Source organism: Janthinobacterium sp. SUN118 (assembly GCF_030397695.1).
GTDB lineage: Bacteria > Pseudomonadota > Gammaproteobacteria > Burkholderiales > Burkholderiaceae_D > Janthinobacterium.
On the sequence record NZ_JAPUBV010000001.1, the window covers coordinates 793,795 to 809,288 of the forward strand.

At 66.0% G+C, this 15,494-nt stretch carries 11 protein-coding genes; 4 read left to right on the forward strand and 7 right to left on the reverse strand.

Annotation, left to right across the window (positions count from 1 at the left end; translation table 11 throughout):
* Positions 1-2: 2 nt before the first annotated feature.
* A complete protein-coding gene (locus O0880_RS03635) occupies positions 3-1,073 on the reverse strand; it encodes a hypothetical protein (RefSeq protein WP_289885130.1) in 1,071 nt (356 codons plus the stop codon).
* Between the two features lie 265 nt (positions 1,074-1,338).
* Here O0880_RS03635 and O0880_RS03640 point away from each other — a divergent pair, with 265 nt between their 5' ends.
* Positions 1,339-1,785 carry a hypothetical protein gene (locus tag O0880_RS03640; RefSeq protein ID WP_071326237.1) on the forward strand — a complete coding sequence of 149 codons (447 nt, stop codon included), beginning with the start codon at positions 1,339-1,341 and terminating at the stop codon, positions 1,783-1,785.
* A 236-nt stretch (positions 1,786-2,021) separates the two neighbouring features.
* Here the strand turns inward: O0880_RS03640 and O0880_RS03645 are convergent, their stop codons facing one another.
* Together O0880_RS03645 and O0880_RS03650 are read right to left on the reverse strand one after the other, a co-directional pair.
* Positions 2,022-3,524 (reverse strand): hypothetical protein, encoded by a 1,503-nt coding sequence (locus tag O0880_RS03645; protein WP_289885131.1) that lies wholly within the window; start codon positions 3,522-3,524, stop codon positions 2,022-2,024.
* Positions 3,521-4,399, reverse strand: a complete 879-nt coding sequence (locus tag O0880_RS03650) for a hypothetical protein (RefSeq protein WP_289885132.1) — start codon at positions 4,397-4,399, stop codon at positions 3,521-3,523. Before O0880_RS03650 ends, O0880_RS03645 begins: the two co-directional genes overlap by 4 nt.
* Positions 4,400-4,753: 354 nt before the next feature.
* Between O0880_RS03650 and O0880_RS03655 the strand changes: the two genes are divergently transcribed.
* On the forward strand, positions 4,754-5,512 hold the full coding sequence (locus O0880_RS03655; protein ID WP_289885134.1) for a hypothetical protein: 759 nt from the start codon (positions 4,754-4,756) through the stop codon (positions 5,510-5,512).
* A gap of 77 nt (positions 5,513-5,589) precedes the next feature.
* On the opposite strand, the gene acpA is transcribed toward O0880_RS03655, so the two are convergent.
* Entirely contained in the window at positions 5,590-7,722 is a 2,133-nt protein-coding gene (gene acpA / locus O0880_RS03660; protein ID WP_289885135.1) for an acid phosphatase, read from the reverse strand.
* A 139-nt stretch (positions 7,723-7,861) separates the two neighbouring features.
* Between acpA and O0880_RS03665 the strand changes: the two genes are divergently transcribed.
* Together O0880_RS03665 and O0880_RS03670 are read left to right on the forward strand one after the other, a co-directional pair.
* Positions 7,862-9,163, forward strand: coding sequence for a cytochrome c peroxidase (locus O0880_RS03665; RefSeq protein WP_289885137.1), 1,302 nt, complete (start codon positions 7,862-7,864; stop codon positions 9,161-9,163).
* A 149-nt stretch (positions 9,164-9,312) separates the two neighbouring features.
* Complete coding sequence (locus tag O0880_RS03670) at positions 9,313-9,642, forward strand: hypothetical protein (protein WP_071322231.1); 330 nt, start codon at positions 9,313-9,315, stop codon at positions 9,640-9,642.
* 69 nt (positions 9,643-9,711) lie between these two features.
* Here the strand turns inward: O0880_RS03670 and O0880_RS03675 are convergent, their stop codons facing one another.
* The 3 genes from O0880_RS03675 to O0880_RS03685 all read right to left on the reverse strand — a co-directional run bounded on the left by O0880_RS03675 (position 9,712) and on the right by O0880_RS03685 (position 15,493).
* The gene (locus O0880_RS03675) at positions 9,712-11,823 is read right to left on the reverse strand and encodes a tetratricopeptide repeat-containing diguanylate cyclase (RefSeq protein WP_354669879.1); all 2,112 of its coding nucleotides are present in this window, start codon (positions 11,821-11,823) and stop codon (positions 9,712-9,714) included.
* 120 nt (positions 11,824-11,943) lie between these two features.
* Positions 11,944-13,752 carry an ABC transporter transmembrane domain-containing protein gene (locus O0880_RS03680; protein WP_289885140.1) on the reverse strand — a complete coding sequence of 603 codons (1,809 nt, stop codon included), beginning with the start codon at positions 13,750-13,752 and terminating at the stop codon, positions 11,944-11,946.
* Positions 13,742-15,493, reverse strand: a complete 1,752-nt coding sequence (locus tag O0880_RS03685) for an ABC transporter transmembrane domain-containing protein (protein WP_071322233.1) — start codon at positions 15,491-15,493, stop codon at positions 13,742-13,744. The genes O0880_RS03680 and O0880_RS03685 overlap by 11 nt, the downstream gene beginning before the upstream one ends.
* Position 15,494 lies beyond the last annotated feature (1 nt).

Sequence of the window (15,494 nt, forward strand, 5' to 3'; positions counted from 1 at the left end):
GCTCAGTTGAAGGCGACCGGCTGCACCGTCCACGCGCCATCCGCGTACACGCGCTCGTCGTCGAGATAGACGGCTTCGGTGACGGCGAAGATGTCGACGTGGTAGCGCGCATCCTTGCGCTTGAACTGCGGTTTCGCATATACGCCGTGCTTGGCGCCCAGCGACAGATGGATGCCGCACATGCGTTCATACGTGCCGATGTCGTTGACCAGCTGCTCGCGCGAAAAGGCGCGGTTCATGCCGAAGCCCAGTTCGCGCACCCACACTTCGCCCTCATGCGCGCGGATGATTTCCAGCATGGCGGTAAATTCCGGCGTGGCGTGTTCCGTGCCCGTGACGCGGCCCTTTTCGATGATCAGGGTGAGCGGCGTGTCGGGGCGGTTGACCATGAAGTGCGTGTCGCCAAAGACGAAGATGCGCACGCGCCCGTTGACCGCTTCCAGGTCCTGCGCTTCCGTGAATACTTCGCCCAGCGGGAACTGGCCGCCGATATTGTTCATGCCGCTGTAGTCGCCGATATTGAGCTTGGCCGATTCGAACGGCGAGGCGAAGACCAGCTGCTCGCCGCCGCTGTCGACCATGCCGTGGCGGGCGCCGTCGATGCGCGCCTTGAGCGCATGGCCCACGCCGCGATAATAGGCGGGGTCGTAAGCCAGCGAGGCGATGTAGTGCAAGCCCTGCACGCCTGGCATGCGCGACAGATGCACGTGCTCGATCACCTTCAAGCCGCGCTTGAACAGTTCGATGCGGATGCGGAACGCTTCCAGGCGGAAGCTGGTCGACTGGATCAGCACGACGAGGCTGCCGGCCGGCAGTTCGGCAAACGCGGCCAGCACGGCGTCCGGCGTGACGTCGTCGAAATCGATGAAGGTGGCGTCCGGCAAGGCCAGGCGATAGGCTTCCGTCAGCACGACGTTGAGCCAGCTGCGCTTGTCGCAGACGATCAGGGCCGGTTCATCGGGCCGGTGGCAGATGGCCATGGCCAGCAGGTCGGCCACGTTGCGGGCCGCGACTTCGGTGGCGGCGGCGCTGATGGCGTCGAGCCGGCTGGTATCATTTTCGGGAAGCGTCATGGTGAGGGGAGCGTCTTGCATGTGGGGAGGTAAGCGCAGCATTATAAGGCGAGTGCCGTCGGCCCCGCCATTCGGCCCTGAGCGCGACGCTTGAGCGCACCGGGGCCGGGGCGCTGATTATCTTGTGTAGTGCTCTACGGCAATGTATTATTTGATAAACAGTATGAAACCGGCCAGCCGGGGCGGCAGCGTCAGCGCGCGGCACGGTTCCAGCGATAGCCATAAATACAACAGGCCAACCGGCGATGACAAAGAGCGTGATGCAATGAGCATAATTGGACAAGATATTCCCATGGAGCGGCCCGACACGGATGGGCGTGCCGCCGTGTTCGTTCCCGTGACGGGCGTCAAGGAAGATGTCCTGTTGACCATACGCAAAGGCGCGGCCATCGTCGGCTTTGCCAACCACGACCGCACCATCACCGTGTATTTTGAAAGCAACCGTTTCGACGATCCCGTGCTGGCCAAGTGGGAGCACAAGGCGCGCAAGGCGTATGACCGCTTGGTCGACAACGCGCCGACCGTCTCGAAGCTGACCACCAGCTCCGCCAATTTCGAACAGATCGGCTATATCAACGGCAAGGGCATCACCATCCGCCGCATGGAAAGCCTGCAGCGCTGGCTCGCGTATTCGGATGCGATGGCGTCGTGCCCGGAGAACGACATCATTCCGCGCACGGTGATCGCGAAACCCGACAGCGTCAAGGTGTAAGAGCGGCCGTTAAGACGCCCAGGGCGTTGTTGCCTGTCCCGTTTTCCTTGCCGTACTGACGTACCGTCTTCGGGGCGGCGCCTGGCCCTGAATGCTGTCTCGGCCGCTTTGGGCGCGCATACGGCATTAACCCTATTGTCGGATTGCGCGCGGCGTGGCTGCATCCCGGCGGCCCTATCTTGGCAGCGCACCCCGGCGGCGCCACTCAGCCGACCTGCGCCTGAGTTTGTCCAGCATCACACCACCACGATATTCGCCTGCGCCTTGAGCGGGCAGGGCAGGCTGTCGTCGAAGGTGATCTCGATGGCGCTGGCGACGAACATGCCGCCGATGTGCTGGGCGGCGATTTCCGGCGGCGTGCCCGGCTTGGTCAGGTTGACGTCTTGCGCGAAGACAAACACGCGCCAGGTGCCAAAGACTTTCTGTCCATACTGCAGCAAGGTGCGGTAAGCGCGTTTCAAGTCCAGGCTGCCGGCATAGACGCCATCGTTGGCGCCAGGATCGAAGCCCAGGCCGTCATCGGTCAGCGACTCGACGAAATACAAGCCCTGCGGCGCCTGGAACAGCACGAACGCATACAGTTCCGTGCCGCGGAAAACATTGCCATTGTCGCGCTTGAAGCTGGCGCGTACCCACAACGGTTCATAGGCCTGCACGACGGCGGGCGTATCCGTTTCCACGGGGCCCGCCACATGGATGTTGACTTGCGTTTCGTTCACGGTGTGCTGGTAGGTGGCGCCCGTGGTGAAGCGCTCGTACTGCCAGCTGATGTCGGCCGTGTAGGGCAAGCCCGCGTTCGGCGCCTCCGGCAGGACCCACTTCGCCACCACGCGTTCGGCCAGGGTCAGTTCGCCGGCGGCCGGGGGTGTTGCTTCCTGGCCACGCCAGAACGGGTCGGCGATATCGGAACAGGCGACGGCGATGGCGCCCGAGGCGATGGCCGAAGCCACGCCCGCCACCGTGAATTCGGGCTGCCCCGAACCGGCCCCTTCGAGCGAGCAGCAGTCGACGCTGGGGTCGGTCTCCTCGAAGGTGCCGCCCACGCTGAAGCTGGCCTTGCCGGAACCGAGCGCGGCTGAAATGATGGCGACCAGCGCGGCGATAATGGCGATGATGATGGCGAGAATCTTCCACCACGGATCGGAAAACGGCAAGTCCCCGTGCGTGCCCGCGTAGGCGGGGTTCGGCGTCCAGACGAGGGTCATGCCGGTCGGCACGATGGGACCGAGGCCGGGCGGACAGCGGCAGTCCTTGTTGTCGCCGCCCGTGCTGCCCCAGCGCTTGCCGGGCAGATGGCCCTGCGGCTTGGACAGTTCCAGGGTGCCTTCCTCGACCGTGCACGTGTAGGTATTGGTGGCGCTGTCGAAGCGTGTCTGCGAGACGAAGATTTGCTGGATCGAGCGGCGCGGCGCGTAGCCGTCGGCCTTGGCGACAAAGCTGACGAGGCGCTTGCCGGGCGCCGCATGCTGGAAGTCGGCATCCCACGTCACCAGCATGGCCGCGCCGGCCGGGACGCTGGCAAAGAAGAAGGTGCGCGCCACGGGCGCGATGCCGGGATCGCCCACGCTTTCCAGGTACACGGTGACGTTGGTGAGCGCGCTGCTCGACATGTTCGTCACGTGGGCCGCGATGCGCAAGCCGTAGATGGCATTGTCGAAGATGCCGTCCGGCAGCATGATATTGGTGACGGGTTCGATCGCGAATGGCCGCGTCAACACTTGCATGGGCGTGTCGCTCATGATGCTTGCTCCTCGGGGCTGTGCTGCTGGTCCTTGCCTTGGTCCTGATCCAGATCAACGACGATGTACGTGATGCCGCCCAGTACCTTGCCATCGCGCGTTTCCAGCACGCGCAGCAGCGCGTATTGGCCACGGGGCAGCGCTTCGGCGCGCAAGCTCAGGTACACGGGCACGGCCTGGCCGCGCGGCACCTCGACCTCCAGCTTCTGTTCGCCGGGGCCGTCGCCATTGCAGTGCGGCGTGCGCGCCAGGCCCGCCGCCAGGCGCGCCTCCTTTGCCGGCTGCCATTTGTCGAGGCCCAGGGTGGCCAGCAGGCGCTCCGGCAGTTCGCCGCCTTGATCGATATGCAGTTCCACCTGCTTTGCCTCGCGCGGCAGGGCCGCCACCGCGATGGTCAGCAGCTGCGCGCGCCTGGCCGCCAGCACCACCGTCACATTGCGCTGGGCGATCTGCTCGTGCAGCGTGGGCTGGAACGGGAAGCCGTTCGGCAGCGGATCGGGCAGCGGGTTGATGTCGCCGGCGCCGTGCGCCACGGCCAGCAGGCATTCGTGGCCGCCATTGACGATGACGGGCACCCAGGGCACCAGGCACAGCACTTCCTGCGTGGCGCCAGGCGCCAGGTCGGCAAACGCGGAACCGATCGGCGTGGCGGCGCCGACGGCGATCTGGCCCGAAGGATCGGCCCAGTAGAAATCCACGCGCACGCCGTTCGAGGCGCTGTTGCCCGTGTTGTGCACGCGGCCCCACAGGTAGTTGCTGACGCCGACAATGGGCGCCCCGGGCGGACCGTTCGGATCATTGCCCGGCACGACCCAGATATCGGCGCTGTCCCACCACCAGGGCTGGCCGTCTTCGATGATCAGGTGGGCTGGCATGGCAATCTCCTTGTGCGTGGCCTGTGCTGGTAGCTTAGGCCGTGGCGGGCGATGCTCGTTGATCGGTATCAAGCCTGTCGATGGCGGCGCGGGCGCGCCGCCGCCGTGGCTGCGTAGGGTAATATTGCGGCAGAATGTGGCAGAGATTGCAGCAGAGCAAATCGAGGAAAAGGTTGGAACGTGCCTGAAAAAGTGAATGAAATGTGCATCAACGCCGCTTGCGGCCGCTACTTGCCGCTGTGCGTGGCGCATTGTCCGTTTTGCGGCGCGCGCCAGGCCGCTGAATCTATTGTTTTACAGAAAGTATCGCCGTCCCCGGTGACGCCGCCACCGCTGCCGCCGCCGGTGCCGCGCATGCCGCCGCCAGTCCCCGTAGCTGCGCCCATGCCGGTGCCGCAGCCGGCGACTGCCCCCGCGCCGCCCGCTCCGCAGCCGAGTACGGCACCTGCTGCTCCGCCGCCCAAGGTGCCGCCCGTCAAGCCTGCCGCCAGGGGCTCGGTGCCGCCGCCGCGTCCGCCCGTGCGCCTGCGCACGTGGATCGCGGCCGGGGTGGTGCTGGCTGGCATCTGGTTCATCAACAAGCCAGCCGACAAGCCGGCCAGCGTGACCGAGCAGGTAGAGGCGGCCACGGCGCTGGCGGCGCAGTGCGACCTGGACGGGGCACGCAGCGCGCTGGCCGTGCTGAAAAGCGCCAAGGCGCCGGCCGCGCAATTGAAACGCTTGCAGGCGAGCATCACGACGGCCACCGTCGCGTGCGAGAAGACACAGCGGCGCGAACAGGCTTGGAGCACGGCGCAGGCATCCGTCAACCAGGCGCTCGACGGGGGCAAGCCGGATCTGGCCGCCACGCGGCTGGCCGCGCACGTGAAGCGCTGGGGCGACGATCCGGACACGCTGGAACTCGATGCCAAGGTGAAAGTGGCGCAGGCCAGCGCCCAGCTCGACGCGGCCGACGCCTGCCTGGCCAAGGGGGACCGCGTCTGCCTGGAACGCAGCCTGATCGCCGCCGAGCGCTACAAGCGGCCGGAACTGGCGGCGCGCACGCAGGCGCTGCGCGCGTCGCTGTCGCAATTGCTCGAGCATTCCCTGCTCGATGCGGCCCCGGGCCAGTAGCGCCGGATAGCGCGGAATGAAAAAACGCTCGCCGCGGCCAGGCCGGGCGGGCGTCGCGATGCCGTCCCTGTCGAGCGCTATTCTTGCGGCACCAGGGCCAGCGCCGCGCTGAAGTCGCCCATGGCCTTGCCGCCATTGGCCACCAGCGCCTTGTCGCGCGTGCTCAAGCCGTCGAGCACGGGCAGCGCAAAGCGGTGCGTGATGGCGCGCAGGATGGACGCCGAATCGTATTGCGTATGATCAACCAATCCCTTTTTCACGTACGGCGAGACGAGGATGGCCGGCACGCGCGTGCCCGGACCCCAGCGGTCGCCCTTCGGCGGCGCGGCATGGTCGTAGAAGCCGCCATTTTCATCGTAGGTGACGATGACCAGCATGTTCTTCCATTGCGGACTCTTTTTCAGCTGGGCGATGACGCCGGCGATATGCGCGTCGCCATCGGCCACGCTGGCATAGCCCGCGTGCTGGTTCAAGTTGCCCTGCGGCTTGTAGAAGGTCACGGCCGGCAGCTTGCCGGCGCCCGCGTCGCTGAGAAACTGGCTGTCGAAGTCGCGCAGGTGGGCGGCGCGGTAGGCGGGCGCCTTCACCGGGTCCATGCTGGCGAAGTAATTGAACGGCTGGTGGTGGAACTGGAAGTTCGGCGGGCTGGGGAAGCTGCCGGCGCGCGCGCTGGCGGTGGCCAGGGCCGTCGTGTCCTTCCAGGCGCCCGCATACCAGGCCCAGTCGATATTCTTGGCTGACAGAAGGTCGCCGATATTCGTCTGCGTCTGCTGCGGCAGGGTGGTGGCCTTGCCGGTGTCCGCATACAGCTTGCTGCTGTCGCCCGAGGCCGGGGCGTTGCTGCTGGGCTGGAAGGGCGGCTGCATGGTGTTGACGGCGTAAAACATGCCGTTGCTGTCGGCCGGCGTCAGCGCGCCGTCATTGGCGTAGGCGGGCGCGCCATTCAAGACCGTGGCGGGCGCCGTGGCGGACGGCGTCAGGCGCAGGAAGTTGCCCTTGGCGTCGACGTCGATCTTCGCGATCGATCCTTTCGCCACCGAGGTGTCGGCATTCGGATAGGTGGGCGCGCAGGCGCAGATCAGGTACTGGTGGGTGAGGAAGGAGCCGCCGAACGCGCCGATGAACAGGTTGTCGGCCAGCGCATATTGCCTGGCGATGTCCCACAGCTGCATCTTGCTGCCGTCGTAATAGCCCATGGCCAGGCCGCCGGCGTCGGAATAGGCCGCGAACTTGTCGTTGGCGCCGCCGTTGATCTGCATCTGGTTGTTGTAGAAGCGGTGCACGAGGTCGCGCGTGATCACCGATTGCGGCAGGTACAGGGGGCTGCCGGCGGCGTCGATCTGGAACGGCTTGTTTGGCAGGTTGGCCGACTGCGCCTGCGTGATGACGGTGCTCTGGCCGGCCGCCGTCATGCCGCCCCAGGTGGGCGGCAGCACGGGCAGGGTGCTGCCGTCGATGTCCTTTTGCGGCACGTAGGCGGAGGTCGATGTCGGATTGACGCCCGGCACGCCGTTGGCGCCCGGGAACAGGCCGTACAGATTGTCGAAGCCGCGGTTTTCCGCGTAGATGACGACGATGGTCTGGATATTGTTCAGCGCCAGCGCGCCGTTCAGCGCGGCCAGTGCATCGGCGGGCGCCGCCTGTGCGCTGGCGCCGGCGATCAGTGCCGTGACGCTGGCGTTTTCCGCCTTCAGTTTCGCCAGCTCGTCGCCGCTGGCCTTGTTGAAGTCGGACGCCAGGCCCGCTTCCGACACGCCGAGGCGCGCCGCCAGCTTGCTGCTGGCGGCCGCAAAGTCGCCGCCATTGCCTTCCATGACTTGCGCCAGTTCCGTCGACAGGGCGCTGACGAAGGCGCCGTGCCCGGCGGGGGCGCGCAGCAGCAGTTTTTGCGTGACCTTGCTGCCGCTGTCGCCGATGGCCTCGTGGCGGATGGCGTCCGTGCCCACCGTCACCAGCACGGCGCCCTGGCCTTCCAGGCTGTAGCTGCCGTCGGCCGCCGTCCTGACGGGAGTCGAGGCGCTGTCGCACGTCAGTTTGGTCGTGCTGCTTTCCACGCAGACCTGGGCGTTTTCATAGTAGCTGCCGATGACCTGGCCCGTGATGTGCGGCGTGACGGCGTAGTCGCTGCCGCAGGCTGCCAGGCCCAGCGACAGCAATAATGGCAGGGGACGTAGGACGGGAGCTAAGGTGATTCTGGCGTGCGGTTTCATGTTCATGCCTCGTGGGTGGAAAACGTCGCATGCTAGGCAGGCAATATGTCAGCTGCGTGACATGTCAGGCGCTGTTACATGACGTAATGTACGGACTTGATACATTACTTTTCGCAGGGTCTTGTCACGCAGCTGTCACATGCCGTTGCTACGCTGCCACCCCATGTTGAAACCGAATCCTTCCCTGCTGCTGGCGGCGGCCAGCGCCATCTGCCTGCTGGCCGCCTGCCAGCCTGCGCCGCCGACAGAAACCCAGGCCGCTGCTGCACCTGCCTACCTGGCGGGCGCCTACGCGCCGACGCTGAAACGCCAGCCTTCGGTACAGGAAATGACGGCCATGGGGCGCGCCATGTTCTTTGAGCCCAGCCTGTCCGTCTCGGGCAAGCTGGCCTGCGCCAGCTGTCACAGTCCCGAACACGCCTACGGCCCGCCGAACGGCCTGGCCGTGCAGCTCGGCGGCCCGGAGCTCAAGGATGCGGGCACGCGCGCGGCGCCATCCTTGCGCTATATCCAGAACGCGCCGGCCTTTACCGAGCATTTCCACGACGATGACGGCGACGACAGCGTGGACGCGGGGCCGACTGGAGGGCGCAACTGGGATGGCCGCGCCCAGTCCGGCCATGAACAGGCGCTGGCGCCCCTGCTGTCGCCGCGCGAGATGGGCAACCGCGACGCGGCGGCCGTGGTGGCCAGGTTACGGGCCGGTCCCCTGGCCGCGCAATTTCGCCGCACGTATGGCGACGATATCTTCGCGCAGCCGGGCCAGGCGCTGCGCTGGGCGCTGATGTCGCTGGAAGTGTTCCAGGAAAGTCCGGCCGACTTCTATCCGTACACGAGCAAGTACGACGCCGTGCTGCGCAAGCAAGCCGTTTTGAGCCCGCAGGAGGCGCGCGGCCTGGCCCTGTTCAATGCTGAAAACAAGGGCAATTGCGCCTCGTGCCACATCAGCCAGGTCAGCCCCGGCGGCGTCTTTCCGCAATTTACCGACTACGGCTTGATCAATCTCGGCGTGCCGCGCAACGGCCGGTTGCCGGCCAATGCGGACCCGGCGTTCTTCGACCTGGGATTGTGCGGCCCGGACCGCACCGATTTGACGCAGCACAAGGAATATTGCGGCAGCTTCAAGACGCCGTCGCTGCGCAACGTGGCGCTGCGCCAGGTGTTCTTCCATAACGGCAGTTTTACCAGCCTCGAGCAGGTGCTGCGCTTTTACGTGCAGCGCGACACGGCGCCGCAGAAATGGTATCCGCAAGACAGGAACGGCAAGGTGCATAAATACGACGATCTGCCGCCGGGCCTGGAAGCGAACGTGAATCGGGAAGCACCGTTCGACCGCCAGCCGGGCCAGGCGCCGGCCCTGAATGAACGCGAGATCGCCGACGTGATCGCCTTCCTGCACACCCTGACCGATAGCGACCAGCTGGCCCACGCCAGACACTGACAGGATGGCGAAAAGATATCAAGATACCATTGCTTACAAATACGCTACAAATCCGTGTTTTTATGTGCGTTAGCGAACGCTCGAAAATTTTATCCAGGTGTATATTGCGGACTGATCTGTGTCTTTTGATAACAATGAAAGGGAATATCATGAAAGTAAGCAAAAATTGGATGACCCTGTGCGCCGCCGGGATGATGGTCGTTGCGCTGGCCGCCTGCCAGAAGAAGGAAGATGTCGCCGCCGGTCCTGCAGAGCAAGCGGGCCAGAAGATCGATGCCGCCGCAGCCAAGGCTGAAGCCGACATCAAGGCCGCCGCCGCCAAGGCCGATGCCGCCGTGAGCCAGGCCGCTTCCGACACGGGCGCGAAGATCGACCAGGTCGCCGCTGACGCCGACAAGAAAATGACCGAAGCGGCCGATGCCGTCGGCCAGAAGGTGGAAAAAGCCGGCGAAAAGATCCAGGACGCCGCACACAAGTAATCGCTGCTCATCTGGCACAGGCCGCTTACGCCGGCCTGGCCGCTTGCAGCCAGTGACCGTGGCGGCCGCTCAGCCGGCCGCCGCCGTACCGCAGGCACCCGGGGCGTCGTCCGCAGCCGGGGCCGCCGCCATGGCGCTGCCCTTCTCTTCCTTTGTACCCAATACCACGCTCAGGTCGACATAGCCGTCGCGCCACGCCCGTTCCAGGTCTTGTTCCACCGCCTCGAGCGTCGTGCGTTCCACGTGCCGGAAGCCGCGCAAGCCATACGCCCGGTTGCGTCCGTGCGCCTTGGCCAGGTACAGCGCCATGTCGATCAGGTTGACGCTGCGCTCCCAGCTCAGGGGCTGGCCCAGCGGCGACAGCGGATACGGCGCGAAACCGACGGAAACGTGCACGCCGATCGCCTGACCCTGGTATTCGATCCTTTGCGCGGCCACGCCATTGAGGATGCGCCGCGCGATATCGTCGAGTCCATCGCGCGCGACGGCGGGCAGGAAGGCAAGGAATTCCTCGCCGCCCCAGCGCACGATCATGTCCGTTTCGCGCAACACCTCGTGCAGGGTTTCGGCGATGCTGGTCAGCACCAGGTCGCCTGCCGCATGGCCGTAGCGGTCATTGATATGCTTGAAATGGTCGACGTCGAGCAGGAACAGCGCACCGACCACGTCGCTTCCCGCGTACGTTTGCAGCGGCTTGCCCGCGTGGTTGCGCATGAATTCCTGGAAATGCCGGCGGTTGTACAGGGCCGTCAGCGGGTCGCGCGAACTTTGCCGCTTGAGTTCCTGGTTCTTCACCTTCAGCTGCACGTTCGCATGGCGTACCTTGCGGTACAGCATGCCGACGATGACGGAAGCCATGGCCAGCACCAGTGCCAGCAGCCACCACACGCGCTGCTGCAGGCGGCGGTTGTCGAGTTCGGCGCTCTTGATCTGGTTTTCGCGGCTCAGCAGCTCGATCTGGCGCTGCTTCTTTTCCATCTCATATTTTTCCTGCAGCTCGTACACGGCCTTTTGCCGCTGTTTCTCGAACAGCTGGTTGGAAATGCCCCGTTCGCGGTGGTAGGCCGTGACGGCGCCGCGCATGTCGCCCGCCTTTTCCAGCGCCTGGCCGTATTCGAGCAGCACGGCCTGCATGTCCGGCTGGTTGGCCGTGCGCTCGTAGTATTCGAGGCCCGTGGCCACGCTTTGCTTGCCTTCCTGTAAACGCCCCTGGCCGATCAGCGCCTGGCCGATGTTCAGGCGCGCCGTCGCCTCCACCTGCTCATTGTTGATCAGGCGGGCCGCCGTGATGGCCTCGTTCGCGTAGCGCAGGGTTTGCGGATAGTCGCCTTCCTTCAGATAGCTGTCCGACAGGTTGACGAGGGTGGTCGCCACCATGCCGCGGGCGCCCAGCTTGCGTTCGAGGGCCAGCGCCGCCAGCAGCGCGCGCTGGCCCCGCTGCGGCTGCTGCGCATCGAGCGCCAGGCCGTATTCCGTGTTCTTCGCCTGCGCCATGCGGCCCGGCGATTCCAGCGTGCCGGAGACGGCCAACAATTCGTCGAGCACCTGGAAGCCCTTGTCGTATTCGCGCATCTGCGTGTACAGCAGGGTGAGGGCGTTCAGGGCGGCGGCCAGGCTGGACGGCGAATCGCTCTGGCGCGCCAGGTCGACGGCCGCCTGCAGCTTGGCCAGCGCGGACGGGAAATTGCCTTCCTCGGCCCACGACTGGCCCGCGCTGATGGTCGCCTGCACGCGCACGGGCAAGTCGTCCGTGCGGTTGGCGATCTTTTCCGCCTCGAAGGCCAGTAGGTGCGAGGCGCGGCGCTCGTTCATGGCGAACGTGATGTAGGCCTTGCACAGCATGCCTTTGGCCAGCGCCACGTCGTTATTGTGCTGGCGGGCGTAGGCGATCAATTCCTCGGCCAGCTGCATGGCGATATCGTTCTGCCCCAGGCGCATGCGCACGGTGCTCAGCTGGGTGAGGAATTCGGCGCGCACCGCCAGGGGCGCGCTGCGTGCCTGCGTTTCCACTTCCTGCAGGCGCAGCAGGGCGCGATCCGGCACGAAGCGGCCATCCTCGCGCACGGCGTCGATGCGCTGCAGCAGCTCGTCCTGGGCGCCGGCGGCGGGCGGCAGCAGGCATGCCAGTGCCAGCAGCCAATGCGCCTTCCGCCATGATGCCCGTTTCTCTCTGCCTGCCAACTTCCCGCCCCCGCAATGACACACTTGTCTGCAAAGATTATATTCTGTTGCAATCAAGAAATATCACGCGGCTTGCAGAAATTTGCGAAAGTGCACACTCCCGGCATTGACAAAACAGCATTACTGCGCCAGCTGCTGCAGCAGGTACAGGCGCTGGTACAGGCCGCCTTCGATCTGCATCAGGCTGTCGTGCGGCCCCGACTCCGTGATGCGGCCATGATTGAGCACGATGATGGTGTCGGCGTCGCGGATGGTCGACAGGCGGTGGGCGATGGCGATGATGGTCACCTTGCCGCGCAATTCGTTGAGGGCCAGTTGCACGATCTGCTCCGTCTGGCTATCGATGCGCGACGTCGCTTCGTCGAGCAGCAGGATGCGCGGCTGGCCGGCCAGCGCGCGGGCGATGGCGATCAGCTGCTTCTGTCCCGACGACAGGCGCGAGCCGCCTTCGCCCAGCGGCGTGTCGTAGCCGTGCTCCAGCGCCGCGATGAAGTCGTGCGCATGCGCGGCGCGCGCGGCCGTCTCGATCTGCGCCTGCGTGTAGCCGCGGCCCATGTCGATGTTTTCGCGCGCCGAGGCGGCCAGCAGGAACGGGTCTTGCGGCACCAGGCCCACGTCGGCGCGGAAGTGCTCGTTGTCGATGCTGTCGAGGGCGGCGCCGTTGATGGCGATGCTGCCCTGCGTGACGGGATAAAAGCGCAGCAGCAGGGACAGCAGGGTCGACTTGCCGCTGCCCGTGTGGCCGACGATGCCGAAGAAGGCGCCCTGCGGAATCTGCAGCGACAGGTCGTGCAGCACGGGCTGGTTTTCCACGTAGGCAAACGTCAGGCGCGAAATGTCGACGGCGGGCGTGTCGATGCCGGCCGCCGCATGCCGCAGGGCCGGTGTTGCCTGCTTCGGCGCGTGTTCGAGCGCCTGCGTTTCGTCGAGCAGGGCCGAGACGCGCGCCGTCGCCACCACCGACTGCTGCAGCTGGCTGAACTGCATGGTGATCTGGATCAGCGGCTCGATCACGCGCGCGATGTAGCTGATGAACGCATACAGCACGCCCACTTCCACGGCGCCCATTTCGCGGCGGCCGAAGCTGAAGATGACGACGGCCAGCAGCACGATATTGAGCATGTCGAGCGCGGGGCGCAGCAGCCAGGCGTTGGCGCGCAATTCCTGCATGCGCGCCGTGTAGTGGTCCTGGTTGATGCCCGTGAAGCGCGCGCCGAAGCGCTTTTCCGCGTTATTCGCCTGCAGCACGCTCATGCCGCCGATCGATTCGGCGATCTGCCCGTTGATTTCGCTGCGCAGGGCGCGCGCGCGCGTGACGGCCGGCGCGCTCCAGCGCTGGTACAGGAAGACGATGACCAGCACGGCTGGCAGCAGGGCCAGCACGATCAGCATCAAGCGCCAGTCGAGGAAGGCCATGGCGGCCATCGTGCCGACCAGGACGATGGTGCTGTCGAGGATGACGAACAGCACCTGCACGTACAGCGATTTCACCGCTTCCGTGTCGTTGGTGACGCGGCTCACCAGCTGGCCCGTGATGGCGCGGTCGAAGAAGGCCATGGGCAGGCGCAGCACGTGCTGGTAGACGGTTTCGCGCAGGCGCTGCACGGAACGCATGGCCAGGCCGGACAGGCGCACCAGCTGCAGATAGCGCAGGCCGGAAGCGACCCAGCCCGTCAGCAGGCAGCCGCCCAGCAGCAATGCCATGCGCGTCCAGTCCAGGTGGCGCGGCAGCAAGTGCTGGTCGATCAGGGCCTTGCCCAAAATGGGGCCCGTCACTTCGAGGGCGGCGGCGATGATCAGCCAGAACGTGGCCCAGTTCAAGTGGCCGATGTCGGGCGCGGCGGCGCGGCGCAGCAGGCCGATCGCCTGCATGGCCTGGCGGCGCACGGATTGCGTGGCGGTGCTGGCTTGGTCGGTCTTAGATGGCATCGAGGCTGGCCTCCAGTTGTTGATAGCGCCACTGGCTGGCGTACCAGCCATCGCGCTGCATCAGCGCGTCGTGGTTGCCCGTTTCCGTGACGTGGCCATCGCGCAGGACGAGGATCAGGTCCGCGTTGACGACGGCGCTCAGGCGGTGGCTGGCGATGATGGCGCTGCGCTCGGGGCGCTTGCGGCGCAGTTCTTCCAGGTGCTGCAGGATGCGCGTTTCCGTGCCCGTGTCGACGGCGGAGAGGGCATCGTCGAGCAGCAGCAGGCCATTGTCGGCCAGCAGGGCGCGGGCAATCGCCACGCGCTGGCGCTGGCCGCCGGACAGGGTGATGCCCTTTTCGCCCACGTGGGTGGCATAGCCATCGGGGAATTGCAAAATATCGGCATGGATGTCGGCCAGCTGCGCCGCCCGCTCCACTTCCTCGCGCGTGGCGCCGGGGCGGGCCAGCGCGATGTTGTCGGCGATGGTGGCGGAGAACAGGAACGATTCCTGCGGCACCCAGCTGATGGCCGCGCGCAGCGCATGCAGGGTGTAGGCGTCGAGCGCCTGGCCGTTCCATGTGGCCGTGCCCGATTGCGGCGTGACCTGGCGCAGCAGCACGCGCAGCAGGGTCGACTTGCCGCTGCCGGTCGGACCGACCAAACCCAGGGTCTGGCCCGGCAGCAGGCGCAGCGAGATGCCGGACAGCGCCGGCGCCGTCTGGCCCGCATACGCAAAGCCGATGTCCTGCAATTGCAGGGGACCGGGCGTCAGCGTATCAATCGTGCCATGGTCGTCGATGGCCAGCGGCGCGTCCAGCATCGGCTGCAGCCGCTGCCAGGCGGCGCGGCCCCGTTCGATCAGGGAGAGCACCCAGCCGGCGGCGAACATGGGCCAGATCAGCTGTCCCAGATACATGGAAAAGCTCGTCAGCGCGCCGATGGTCAGCTGGTCTTGCCATACCAGATAGCCGCCCAGGCCCAGGGTCAGCGCCGTGGCGGCCGTCAGGGTCAGGCCGACGGCCGGTTCATATGCCGCTTCCCAGCGTTGCGCCGTCAGGCTGGCGTTCGCCGCGTGGCCGGCCAGGGTGGAGAACTGCTTGCTGCTGCGCTCTTCCAGGCCCAGCGCGCGCAGGGTGCGCACGCCCGACAGCGATTCCTGCACATGGTCGTTCAGCGCGGAAAAGCGTTTCAGCGAATCCGTCGACGCCGTGTGGATATGGCTGGAAATGCGCCAGAAGGCCAGTCCCATCAGCGGGAACGGCAAGAGGGCGATGCAGGCCAGGCGCCAGTCCACGCCCAGCAGCATGATGCCCAGCACCATCAGCAGGGTCAGGGTGCCGTCGAAGCCGGCCAGCATGGCTTCGCCGGCGGCCATTTCGATGGCGTCGATATCGTTGGTCGCCAGCGCCATCAGGTCGCCCGTGCGCTGGTTCTGGTAAAACGACGCGCCCTGCTGCGACATGCGCGTGTAGAAGCGCGTGCGCAGCATCACGCCCAGCTGGTAGGCGGCCTTGAACAGGGTGATGCGCCAGCCCACGCGCAGGAAGTAGATGACGACGCCGACGGCGAGCAGGGTCAGCAGCTCGAGCCACAGTTCGGCAGCCGTCATGCGGTGCGCGGCCAGCGCGTCGATGATGGCGCCCACGCGGCGCGGTATCCAGACGGTCAGTGTTGCCACGCCCGTCAGCATGACGGCGGCGGCGGCATACGCCGGCCAATGCTGACGCACGAAGCCGGCGATGAGCCTCGATAAACTCATG